9 protein-coding genes are annotated in these 12305 nt (G+C 67.2%); 2 read left to right on the top strand and 7 right to left on the bottom strand.

Annotated elements, in window-relative coordinates:
- Positions 1-93 precede the first annotated feature (93 nt).
- Positions 94-837: a hypothetical protein gene (locus DB30_RS05705; protein WP_052546949.1), complete on the bottom strand. Its 744-nt coding sequence runs from the start codon at positions 835-837 to the stop codon at positions 94-96.
- 90 nt (positions 838-927) lie between these two features.
- Here DB30_RS05705 and DB30_RS05700 point away from each other — a divergent pair, with 90 nt between their 5' ends.
- Entirely contained in the window at positions 928-1323 is a 396-nt protein-coding gene (locus DB30_RS05700) for a carboxypeptidase-like regulatory domain-containing protein (protein ID WP_052546948.1), read from the top strand.
- 3 nt (positions 1324-1326) lie between these two features.
- On the opposite strand, the gene DB30_RS05695 is transcribed toward DB30_RS05700, so the two are convergent.
- Positions 1327-2076, bottom strand: a complete 750-nt coding sequence (locus DB30_RS05695) for a hypothetical protein (RefSeq protein WP_052546947.1) — start codon at positions 2074-2076, stop codon at positions 1327-1329.
- Positions 2077-2212: 136 nt separating this feature from the next.
- On the opposite strand from DB30_RS05695, the gene DB30_RS05690 reads away from it, so the two are divergent.
- On the top strand, positions 2213-3085 hold the full coding sequence (locus tag DB30_RS05690; protein WP_052546946.1) for a 3-hydroxyacyl-CoA dehydrogenase family protein: 873 nt from the start codon (positions 2213-2215) through the stop codon (positions 3083-3085).
- Positions 3086-3089: 4 nt separating this feature from the next.
- Here the strand turns inward: DB30_RS05690 and DB30_RS05685 are convergent, their stop codons facing one another.
- The 5 genes from DB30_RS05685 to DB30_RS05665 form a co-directional block, all read right to left on the bottom strand.
- The gene (locus DB30_RS05685) at positions 3090-5186 is read right to left on the bottom strand and encodes a hypothetical protein (RefSeq protein ID WP_052546945.1); all 2097 of its coding nucleotides are present in this window, start codon (positions 5184-5186) and stop codon (positions 3090-3092) included.
- 31 nt (positions 5187-5217) lie between these two features.
- The gene (locus DB30_RS05680; protein WP_052546944.1) at positions 5218-6057 is read right to left on the bottom strand and encodes a hypothetical protein; all 840 of its coding nucleotides are present in this window, start codon (positions 6055-6057) and stop codon (positions 5218-5220) included.
- Positions 6054-7961 (bottom strand): hypothetical protein, encoded by a 1908-nt coding sequence (locus tag DB30_RS05675; protein ID WP_052546943.1) that lies wholly within the window; start codon positions 7959-7961, stop codon positions 6054-6056. The genes DB30_RS05680 and DB30_RS05675 overlap by 4 nt, the downstream gene beginning before the upstream one ends.
- A gap of 137 nt (positions 7962-8098) precedes the next feature.
- Positions 8099-9820 (bottom strand): hypothetical protein, encoded by a 1722-nt coding sequence (locus DB30_RS05670; RefSeq protein WP_146658106.1) that lies wholly within the window; start codon positions 9818-9820, stop codon positions 8099-8101.
- A gap of 64 nt (positions 9821-9884) precedes the next feature.
- Positions 9885-12305, bottom strand: coding sequence for a spermidine synthase family protein (locus tag DB30_RS05665; protein ID WP_052546941.1), 2421 nt, complete (start codon positions 12303-12305; stop codon positions 9885-9887).

Here is a 12305-nt window from a genome sequence, read left to right as displayed (position 1 = left end):
CAGTTCAGAGCTCGGCCGGACTTCGGGCATTTAAAAGCAAAGAGCGACGCATCTGCGCCGCTCTTGCCAGCCGGTATCGATTCCGCGCGTGCGCTAGCTGTTGCGCGTTGGCAACTGGGGCGCCCGCATGTAGCGGAACATGGGCGCGATGAACGGCAGGGTCACCAGCATGGTCGCACCTGCGAACACACCAGCCTTGCCGTACAGCGCAGGAAGCGTGTCCGGACCGAGCATGAAAAACCCGATGGTGGGCGGGCCAAACACGCCCAGGCCATCCAGCAGGCACAAGAAGCCGGTGGCACCCAGCAGCATCGGACCCCAAGTCTTGCCGCGGACCAGGGCGACGAACCCGATCACGCCGGCCGCGAGCAGGCCCAGCTGCAGCGCCTCACCGCGGGGCGCGAGCCCGTAGATGATCAGCAAGGGCAGCGTGCTACCGGCCGACTTCACCGCCCGCCGCATCAGCGCCATCGAGTCTTCCTGCAGGTTCCAGCGCTCGCTGGCGCGCTCCGAGTACTCGTACTTGGCGGCCATGCCCTCGCCCATCAGGCACAGGACGACCAGCAAGTGGCTCACGCCAAAGAACACGAAGATCGGCTCGGGGCCGATCTTGAGCAGCAAGAACAGGAACAGGCAGCCAAAGTTGCCAACGCCCATCGCAAACCACCGCGCCCAGAACCACTCGGCCGCGACGCCGAAGAAGGCCAGGCCGTAGCACAGCGCGAGCCCGAGACCGAGCGCGTAGATTTCATCAGGGCCGAGCCACGCGGTCATCCCAAAATACAGGGTGAAGAACGACAGGATCAGCAGGGCGATGGCTCGGCGAGTTCCAATCATGGGCCGACCCAGCGTACGCCTCTGGATGCCCAGCCGCAATCCAACACGGAGCTGGCGCGAAGGCCGAACTGGGGCGATCCTGTCGGGAGCATGAGGATCTGGGCGGCAGCGGCGGCGTTTGGGCTCGCGCTTGGGTGCGTGGCGGGCAGGCCGGAGGCCGAGCCGCTGCACGACACCATCTCGATCCTGTCACCGCGCTGCGCCGGGGTCAGCTCGTGCGTGCTTGGCCACGTGACCGCCGCTGGAACGGCCGCCCCGGTCGCAGAGGCTGCCGTGTTTCTCGAGCGTGAGCTCGAAGCTGGCGAAGACGAGCCGGTTCGGATTCTGGCGCTGACCGACGAGCAAGGCGTGTTCATCATCAGCGAGCCGCCGCCCGGCAGCTACCGGATCGCCGTGTACAAGAGCGAGAGCAGCGTCGAGGTCAGCGGCATGGAGCTCGGGGGCGAGGGCGCGACGCTGCTGCCGGTCCGGCTGGCGATCGAGTAGCGCCTAAAATATGCCGGCAAAGGTGAGCGCGGCGAGCACCGCGAGCACCCCGGCGCCAATGATCATCCCGATCATCAGGCGATCGAGGCGATCCTCGTCCCGCTGCATCTGGGCGCTGACGGGCTCGTCCCCGACCGTGTTGATGTCGTCGTTGGCGTTGAGCGTGCGGTGCGAGCGAGTGATCCGCTCACGCTCGCGCTCGCGCTCGCGGGCGGCCCGGCGGCGGCGCGAGAGCTCGGCGGACTTGGGGTTGTCGGGCAGCTGGATGCGCTGGGTGTCGCCGTCGAGCTCTTCGCCAGGGGGCAGGCGGACCACCGGCAGCGCGACGCTCGAGATGCTCTCGACGGGGATGACCTCGCGCAGCTTGGGGCCCTCGCCCGTGGTCCGCCGAACGACACGGCCTTGGTTGGCGACGAACGCCTCCGTCGCCCGCGAGATCGCAGCGATGTTCTCGTTGGCGGTGGCCGAGAGCTCGACCCGGACCATCGCGTGGTTCGGGCCTCGGCGGGCGCTGAACAAGCCCTCGACCGTGCGCAGCTGTGCGCCCTCGAGCCGCCCACTCGTGCACACCACGATCAACCCCAGGTCGCCGCCGCGCTCGATCGCTTCGCCGAGCCGCCGCGGCTGCACGTCGACCCCGGGCACCAGCCGGACCTCGCGTCCAACCGCCCGCAGCCCGTCGGCGATGGCCTCGAGCGCGTCCTCGTCGTCGGCGGCGCAGACCAACGTGACAACGACCTTTCGTGCTTCCATGGGGAGGGACCCGGCAGATTCGATTGCGATTATACGTCGCGAAGCAATGGAAACACACGGCTCGTTCTCGGACAAAACGCCACAGTTTCGGCGCCGCAGCGCAGTCATCGCGCCGGACATGCGGTAGATCGCTCGGATGTCCGAGCCAACCGCTGACAACATCTCGATCGTCGCCGTTATCGGTGCTGGCACCATGGGTCATGGCATCGCGCAGGTCTGCGCCATGGCAGGCTGCACGACCCGGCTCACCGATCTGGGTCAGGCCCAGGTCGACGCCGGGCTCACGACGATCGCCAGCAATCTCGCCAAGGGAGTCGCGCGCGGCAAGGTCACCGACGCCGACCAACAGGCAACGATCGCGCGGCTGTCTGGCACGACCTCGCTCGAGGACGCCGTGCGCGGGGCCGATCTCGTGATCGAGGCCGCGCCCGAGCAGCTCGCGATCAAGCGCGACATCTTCACGCGCGTCGCGGCCGTCGTCAGCGAGCGCGCGGTGCTCGGCACCAACACCAGCTCGCTGTCGATCGCAGACATCGCCGCGCCGATCCCCAACCCGAGCCGGGTGATCGGCCTGCACTTCTTCAACCCCGTCCACATCATGAAGTTGCTCGAGATCGTCGTCGCCGAGCAGACCCGAGACGAGGTCACCGCCAGCATGCGGGCGTTCGCCGAGCGGATCGGCAAGCAGCCGATCGTCGTCAAGGACGCGCCCGGCTTCGCTACCAGCCGCCTGGGTCTGGTGATCGGGCTCGAGGCGATCCGCATGGTCGAGCAGGGCGTCGCGTCGGCGCAGGACATCGACAAGGCGATGACGCTTGGCTACGGGTTTCCCATGGGGCCGCTGAAGCTGACCGACCTCGTGGGCTTGGACGTGCGCCTGAGCATCGCCGAGTACCTGGCCAGCAAGCTCGAGCAGGGGGCCCACTTCGAGCCGCCGCAGCTGCTGCGTGACATGGTCGCGCAGGGCAAGCTCGGCAAGAAGTCGGGGCAGGGCTTCTACGAGTGGTGAGCGGCTACTTCAGGCCAACGATCTCACGGACGACGGCCGGGTCCATCTCGACGATCGTCGCGCAGCCGTCGACGCTGAAGTGCTTCATGAGGGTGTAGAGCTCGCTCTGCTTGCCCTTGAAGCTGACGAGCTTGGGCTTGACGCTGTCGAGTTGGCTCTCGAACGCCGTGAACTCTTTGCGGAAGGTCTTGTCGCTGAGCAGGGTCTTGCCGGCGTCGGTGGCCTTGAACTCGTTGAGGCACGCGAGCACGTACGCGGCGGTGCCGGGGCCGCGCGTTGCGGTCTCGTAGCCGATCGAGGCGATCAGGAGCGCGATCGAGAGGACACTGCCGATGCCCATCAGCGCGGTCGCCAGCGCGGTTGTCCGCATGCCCGACACAGCCAAGTATAGCCAGACACCAGACGAAACCGCGGTCGCGGCTGACCCCACAATATTGACGACAACAGAAAAGTCGACCTGCGCCCCTTTCATGTGTGCCATCGCCTCCTCCCCGATGGTCCAGACCGAGATGGCGATCGCCAATACCCCAGCGAAATGCGCGGCCTGGGATGCAGAGTTCAGCAGCACAGATGAGATCCTCGCGTATTTCCCCAATAGCGCCGCGCTGATCTCGGCGAGGGGCACCGCCGCCTGAGCCCCGGTCTGAAGCGCCTGCCCCACGCGTTTGAGCGTGACATCACCGTCGGAGCTGACAATTGACAAGAGCGCCGCGAGATTGGCCAACGCGTAGACGCCGGTCCACATGCTCCCGGACATGAGCTTGGTCTCCCACGATATGTTCTCGAGAGACGCGAGCGCCACCCGTGCGCCTTGGTCGGGCAGGATTGCGTCGAGCAGATGGTCAATGTCAACATCCGCCGAGAAATCGGCGACCTGCAGCAACAGTCGCAGACACAGCGCGGTGCCAAGCGTTCCCGAGTTGTTGAGCGAGAGCGACCGCAGCGCGAGGAACTTCGCCAAGCGCGGCCCGGCCATCGTGGTCAGCGACACAGCGAGTGAAGCTGGGCCGCGGGAGTTCCCCACTGCGCCAGCGCCGAGAGAGCCGACCGTGCCTATGGTGCTCAGTAGGGTCGCCGGTTTGTTGGGAATCACGCTGCGCCAACCGTCGCGCAACACCGCCTCGAACGGGGTGCCCGCGACCTTTTGCGCCATCCTCTGTACATTGGCGCTCTCGGCCATCGCGCCCAAGAACGGGATCAGGTGGTTGCTGACGAGCTCATCGGCGCGGTCGGTGCGGAGCAGCAACGAGCCCGCATGCAGCAGGGCTGCTTCGAAGCGAGCCCAGACGTCGCGCTGCTCCGCGATATCGTAGGACGACCGGAGCGCGGTCAGACACTTGATGTTGTCGCCGTTGGTAAGGATCGCAAACAGCAGGCCAATCTCGTCGTTGACCCGCGCATGGTTGTACCAATCAAACAGGTGCGCGTCGTCATAAATGAGACTCCCGGCCCGCTCGACGACCCGCTGAAGCTCGTCGAGCAAGTCGTCGTGCTCATGAAGGTGGTGATGCACGACGGCCTCGGGCGTATTCGGGATCGCCTGATACATCATGAGCAATAGCCGCTGTGCCGACAGGAGGTATGGAAGGCACTCCGCTCCGCTCGCCTCGACGTTGGAAGCGAGCGCCGTCAAGGTGCTCTCCAGCCGCTCGGCGGCTCCCTCGAGCTCTTCAATGATGAGTTCGAGCTTGGCGAATTCAGGACAGCCGATCGCCAGCTTGATGAAGCGCGAAACTTCGGCAGTGTCTGCCGTCACGAGCGGCGCGGTCTTGGCGCTGAGCGGCAGCCGGATGACCACGTTCTTTGGAATCTTCCAATTGAGAAACGGGAGCTTTTGCTTGGCGAGGCCCCCGCCACCGTGGGCCTCGGCCCAGTACTGCTCGACCCGGCGGCGGCGATCGCTAAAGCTGGTCAGCCAAGGCCGCTCGGCGAGGAAAGCCCGGTGGATGTCATCGAACGCCTTTTCGTTGGTTCCATTGGCCTTGGCGAGCTCGGAGAGGATCTCGTAGGGGTTGACATGAAAGGCCGTCGCCAACACCGAGTACGTGACGTCCTGGCCGAAGACTTGGGCGAGGTCCACCTTGGGCCCAAGAGAGGTCATGGAAATACCCTTGATTATCGCCATGGTACCCTTAGAGGATGGTTTTCAATCCAACGAGAATCGCGACCAGCAGCGCCACGGCATCCAGGACCAACACGACGCCAAGCTCTCGCAGCGCGACCCTGCGCGTGATCGCGTGCAGCTCGGCCGCAGGCGCAAACTTGACGTGGTTAGCCGCGAGCCCGATCCCACCCGACTTCGGCGCGACGATCATCCGCGCTCCGCTTACCTCGCGGCGAGGCCCCTCGCATACCCACAGTTGCTCGAAGTCCATGATTGTCTCTGTCACGACGACACGATCGTTGGAGCCATTGACGACGAGCTTGGACGCCTCGACCTCCGCCAGCGCGAGCGTCCGTATTGCGTCGGCCTGCTCCGCTGACATGCGTGGATGCGTGGGCAGCGTCACCCAATTTCCAAGCACCGAGGCTGTGTAGGCTCGTTCGTGGTCCGGGTTGACCAAGGGGAGCAGCCACGCGGGTACGAGGTCGAACACATGGCTGGCGCTCGTGCGCCTGTCCGTCGTCGAGTGGAGGACAACAGGGAGCGGGCCGTCCTCGCACATGATTGAGAACGAGCCCTCGCTGTAGCGATCGGCGACCCGCGACATGGTCCCGAACACTGGGTGCAGACATGCGACGGACAGCCGCCACGCAGCGCAGGGCCGACCGCTAAACGGGGCGCGCACTTCGACGGGGCCCGGCAGCAGCCGGCCAGTGACGCAGGTGCGAGGCGCCGTCTGTGTACCCCGCGCGAACCACCCGGGGACCCTTCGGCGGAGCTTGCGATAGACGTGATAGAGCCCGTACAGATGGAGCAGCAGCCCAAACACGAGGAAGCCCACCCCCACCGCTTGAAGCGAGCCGCTCATCCGTCCTCGGCCCCCCTGCCCGCGGGCGAGACCAACCCATTCCACGGATACAGCGCCAGCACATGCAGCCCCCCGGCTTCGGCCGCCACTTGCTGCAACCCTTCGCGCCCAGCAAAGCGCGCGTAGGACCCGTCCGAGAGCAACGCCATGACCTCGCGCTGGGTATCCCCCTCCAGCACGATCCGGTCGAGCCGCCGCCCTGGCGGCGTCGAGTAGGCCCAATCCTTGCCAAGCGTGATCTTGAAGGTCGGGACCGGCAGCCCCTCGATCTCGGGCGCGTTGGGATCTGTCTCGAACCATTGGCGCGGGTCAAAGGGATCGAACCCCTCGGGGTCCCACAGCGCGTAGCAGACCCCGTGCCGGACCAAGCCCGCGGCGCGACCAAGCTTGCGAAGCACGATCTCGCCGCTCCCACCCGCCGCCGAGCACGGCAGGGGCGAGGGCAAGCCACCATCTGCGATGCCGATCTCGAACTCGACGTGATCGGTGTCGGGCGCGGTGGTCAGCGCGCTGAGGTGGATCTTGCCGGTTGGCGTGCGCAACCACGCGAAGTCAAACCACTCCACGACTGCCCGATCGAGATCTTGGGGCGCGACGGCGTGGCGATAGAACCGGCAGCGCAGGCCGTCTTCCAGGTCCAGCGTGCACGCGCCGCTGTTCCCTTCCACGCAGGGAAGATCGCTCGCGCGAGGCGACGTAGACGCGTCGGTGAACACCGCCAGCGTGACCCGTCGGGCGCGCTCGGGCCGGATGCCGGCCGAGTTGAACTCGCGGCAGCCGCTAGCGACGCTCGAGAGCAGCCGCTTCGGCTGGAGGCCGAGCCCATACTCTTCGACGTAGGCGCTGATGATCGCCCGCTGGGTCTGCTCGTCGAGCGCCGGTCCCTGGCTGGGCGCCGAGCCGCTGAGCCAGCGCTGGGTGTTGGCCTCGACGAACGCTTCGATGGCGGCGTCGGTCATCGGGCCGCTCGTGTCATCGATCGCGCCCGGAATGAACCCCAGCCCGCGCAGCATGGCTTGGTACGCGTCGAGGCCCCAGCGCTCGTGCTTGGCGATCTCGTACAAGGCGTCGGCGTCAGAGCTCGCCAACGCGCGCATCGCCGCCGCGCGGCGCTCGGACAGCGCCTTGTTGTTGGCGCCCGAACCCGCGGGATCGGTGTGGCCAAACAACGCCAGCTGCGCCGACGCGTGCTCGAGCGGCTGGCGCATGGGCCTGAGCGCGGCGGCCAAGCCTGGGCTGACAAACGAAGAGTCTGCGCGAAAGCCCGCCGCGGCGTGAGCCTTGATCGGCGAGGGCCGCAGGCGAACCCGGTTGTGCACCAAGGTCGGCAGCGTGAAGCTGGGAAGACGCCCGTCGAAGGGGGCGCGCCGCTCGAGCAGCCGCGACGAGGGCGTGGCCGCAGGCGCTTGGCCCGAGTCCGCGTTGGGCCAGCTGGAGAGGGTGAGCTCCAGCTTGCAGTGTCCGGGGGCGATCTGTTCGATGAACACGCGGCCGCTCGTGTCCGAGCGTCCTTTGACGACCGAGAGATCCGGGAGCGTGAGGCGGTGCTCGACCTCGGCGAGCGCACGGCCGTAGTCATCTTCGAGCACCAACTCGAACCACGCGGACGCGTCTTCGATCACGCCTGGGTCGCTAGGTGTGGGCGCGGGCCCTGGTGCGATGTGGTCATGCGAGTAGCGGGACAGCTCGCGCGAGCGCTCGACCACGCGCAGCTGCCCAAGCCGCAGCAGCTGCGCGATCTGCCTCCAGGCCTGGCTCGCGGTGCGCGAGCCAGGATCACCAAGCCCCTGCGAGGCCATGAACAGCGAGACGCGACGCAGATCAAAGGTCAACGTCGAGGTGGCGCGACGCAGGACCGACAGCGCGCGGTCAGGATCGAGCCACGTCGCGTCTGTGCCCTCCATGCCATCCACGCCCGACCCAGCGCAGAGCCATCGGGCGCTTGGCCCAACCGTGGGCAGTTGGAGAGCAGCAGCTTGTCTGCGCCTTGGCACAGCCAACCCTAACACAGCCGGACCCGTTCGAGTCGCGGTCGCGGTGGCTACCGAGCGTCGTCAACCTGAACCGGCCACTCACGCGGATCCACGGGCTCGAACTCCGCCCCTGCCCAACTCACCCACGCAAACGAAGGGTGCTCGAGCGGCGCGCGGAACTGAAATTCCACGACGGTCGCTTTGCCCGACTCGACCGCGGTCACGGTCGCCACATAGTCGATGGTCTTTACCGTGTCGCCGATCGCGAACGGCACCTGCGTGTGGCTACGCCAGAACCCGGAGAAGTGGTTTGACGGCCAGCCCAGCGGCGCCCGCAGCTCGATCGTCCGCGCGTCGAGGCGGCGCATGATCGGCGGCTCCGGCCCATCGTGCAGCAACCACACGAAGTTGGGCGCCAGCAACCCCCGCGCCCGGCGAGTGAGCGGCAACTGGGCGGCGCTGGGGTGGTTGGGCGCGTGGACAATCACGAGGCCGCGCTTGTCGAGCCCCGCGTTGTCGAGCTGCGGCGCGAACACGGGGATCGCCCCGTCCTCTGGCGCGAGCTCGTCGATCCTCAGCGACTGCAAGGGGCCCGCGACCGCGGGGATCAACAGGTGCACGACCACCACCAGCGCGGCGCAGGCCCTCCGAAGCCGCCCGCTGTTCGAGAGCAACCACGCGACGATGAGCTCGCCGAACACCAGCGCGGTCCCGAAGCTGGTCAAGATCAACAGCCGATCGCCGGGCAGGCTCGCGGTCAGCGGGACGCACCCGAGCAGCACCGCCGCCACGCCAAACCGGGCCGCCGGCAGCTTGGTCGTGAACACGAACGCCAACACGACGAAGCCAACGCAGATCGTGAGGAGCTGCCACAGCCGCCACGGGAAGCCCAACATGAAAGGAGGCGACACGCTCACGCTCAGCAGGCTCAGGTAGCGGGCGGGCGAGTTCAGGACGAAGCCACGCGGATCACCGATCGGATCCCAGTAGGCACCCGATCCGGTCGAACCAAAATCCATCGCGTTGTAGCCAAGCCGCCACCCAATGACCACAGCCAGCGCTGGCACCAGCGCGAGCACGCGCGCGCGGATCTTGGCCTCGTCGACGAACAGCGCATGGCTGACCAACAGCGGGAGCGTCACGATCGCCGCCTCGGCCGCGAGCAGCCCGAGCCCGAGCAGCAGCGGGGCGAGCAGCCCCGCCCACGTCCGGCCGTCTCGACGCCAAACATCGTGGGCGAGCACGCACGCGAGGGCGAGCGAGGTCGACACCAAGCCGTTGCGGTGGGCGAGCCACGCGACTGGGATCACGTGGGAGAACGAGACCGCATAGACCAACGCCGCCGCCCCGGCTGCTGCGGGGCTCGAGCACAGCCGTCGGGCGAGCCCCCAGCCCAGCGCGCACGCCAACGCGTGCCACACCACGCTGTGCAGGTGCATCAGCCAGTACGTTCGCGGCCACAGCGTGTGATCGAGATAGTGAGTCGCGACCGTGACCGGGCGAAAGAACACGACCCGCAGATCTGGGGCAACCCACCACGGATAGCGCCCCGAGGTCCGCAGACCCTCCGTCCGCGCGCGCGGCCCCTCGACCAGGGCGAACATGTTCCACCAGGGCTGACTGGACCGACCTTGCTGCTGGGCCCGGAGGAACTCGTGCTGCGCGAGGTCGTCACCGACCAGCTCGATGCCGAGGGTGGGGAGCCCAAGCAGGATCACCAGCGCGATGACCCACCAGATCAGCCGCGGGCTCGCCAGCCACTGACGAAGGCGCATGAGCTTGGGCGACACCGAGACCCGAGACTACTGCAAGCGTCGCCGAGCCGGCACCCCACCTCATCCCCCCAGCGGCGATTCAGCGGCTCAAGACCCACGTGCACGGGAGCAGCACCAGATAGCAGGCCGCCCCCACGCCAAGGGTTACCGGCACGCCCCAGGCCATCGAAGCTATCAACGCCAGCCCGCTCGCGCACACTCCCGCCGCGCCGTTCATGCCCCACAGCCACGGCCCGAGCTCGGGACCCCCCTCGAGCGTGCGTCGCCGCTGCACGAGGCGCAGGCCCAGCGGAAACCCAAGGCCCATGCCGAGCGCAGGCACGGCGACGATCCCCACGCCAACGAGGATCCGCACCGCCAGACTGCCCCCAACGAACGCGTGCGTCAGCGGCCCCGTGCTCACCAGCGCGACGAGCACCAGCGCGAACGGGATCAAGGGGTAGACACGGGCAAGCCTTGCGCTGGACTCGATCGGGAGTTTGGCTGAGGCCAAGCTCCCGAGGCCCGTGAACGAGATGATCGCGCCAAGCAGCACCGCGAGGGCCAAGGTCGGGTGGCCAAGAAACACGTTCAGGCGCGACAGCAGCCCGATCTCGACGAACATGAAGCCAAGGCCGATCAGCGTGAAGTAGGCCGTTGAAGCGGCGAGCTCGAGGCGGGGGACGCCCGCCAGCGCCCGCCAGCGCACGAGCAAGGGCGCGACGATCGTCGTCAGCGCCAGCAACAGCGAGACCAACGTGGCATAGACCAGCGTCTGCGTCGCCTCGAGGTTGCCGAGGAACGCGACGTCGAGCTCCGCCGCGCTACCCGGAGACTGCAGCCACCGCTGCGGGGTCAGCATGTTGAAGAAGAACGGCCGATCGTCGGTTGGCGGGGACAGGTCCAGGGCTTGCTTGTCCGCCCAGGTCCCGAGCGACGCATGATCGGGGACCGCCCACAGCTGGGCGAGCGTACCTTCGTGGAGCGGACCCCGGCGCGGCGTGGCCAGCATCGTGAACCCCATCCGCACCGCGGCCTGCTGCATCGTGTCGATGTCGGCCGTCGAGAACGGCGCTGGCGAGACCAGCAGGGTCGCCACGTGCAAGTTCTGCAGCACGATCAAGTGCGCGCGTGGATCCTCGACCCCGCGCCGCCACAACACATCCATTGCCAGCGCGAGCATGCGGGCGGTCTCGCCGGGAGACTTGGGGTTGTACCAGCGCGAGACCGTGAACACGCCGTGATCGTCGAGGCGATTGAGGAACAGGTCCCAGGCCTCGACCGTGTACAGGCCATTCTCAGACAGGCTGTAGCTGCCGGCGCCAGTCGCCGCCCACGTGTCGATGAGCGACATCGTGATGACCGAGAATCGACGCGTCTCGGTCTGCAAGAAGCTGCGAGCCTCGGCGGCGTGCAGCTCGACCCCCGGTATCTCGATCAGCCCGGAGTACGCGGCCATGCCGTGGGTGTGGAGGTGAACAATCAGATCATTGAGCTCGATCCCAACGATCGGCGCGTGGCCATGGCGGGCTGCGACGATCACATCGCGCCCTCCACCGACCCCGATGATCGCTGCGGGACCGGAGGGACGCAGCTGGTGGACGAACGAGGTGATGTCCCAATCGAGGTAGGCGTGCGCGTCGAGATCGTTGGCATGCGCGAACATCCGTGTCGCCGCCGCGCCGTCGACCTTGATCGATCGTTGGTCGACAGGATCCGCGAGCGCGGGCGGCAACAGCCTGCTGCCGGCCCACAGATGCGGGCGCTCGTGCACGCGCTGGTTCACGGTGATGCGCGAGTAGGTGTTCCAACCGACGAAGTCGTACTGCGCGAGATCCTCGGGGGCCCCCTTGACCCACGCCGGACGCAGCGCGGGCTGCTCGGCAGACGCGTTCGCGTAGCCAAGCCCAAACAGACACACCGCGCACACACCAGCACCCACGGCGAGGCCGCGATTCGCAGCACCGACCGCAAAGCTGGCCGCGCCAAGCCCCGCGAGCCCGGCAGCGACCAACACCGCGCTTGGGGCATCGACGAGATCGAGCAGCACGATGACCAGCCCGCATCCAGCCGCCGCGCCCAACAGATCCACGCCATACGCGATCGATGTCAGCAACTGGGCCCGCGTCAACGCCAGGGTCAGAGCGACACCCGCGAACACGTTGGGGATCGCCAGCGCCCCCGCATACAGCGAGAGCGCCAAGAAGCCCATCAGACTGTCAACGCGCACCAGCGGCATCGACATCGCGACGCCAACCGCGATCGGAGTGCTCAGCGCAAACCCGAGCGCGGCCTGGGCCATCCGGTCGGGAACCTTGGCCTGCTCGAACGCGCTGGGTAGCAAGAACACCGCCACCGCGCCCGCCGTCATCCCCAGCATCGTCAGCGAAATGACGAAGAACGCGAGGTGATACAGGCCGATCACGCTGCTGATCCTCGTCAGCAGGATCTCGACGACCAAGGTCGCAAGCGCGAGGAGAAACACCCCGACGTAGGTCGGCCGCTTGGACGGGTCGGTCAT

The sequence above is a fragment of the Enhygromyxa salina genome (assembly GCF_000737335.2).
Classification (GTDB): Bacteria; Myxococcota_A; Polyangia; order Nannocystales; family Nannocystaceae; genus Plesiocystis; species Plesiocystis salina_C.
This window is presented reverse-complemented; position numbering and strand designations above follow the sequence as displayed.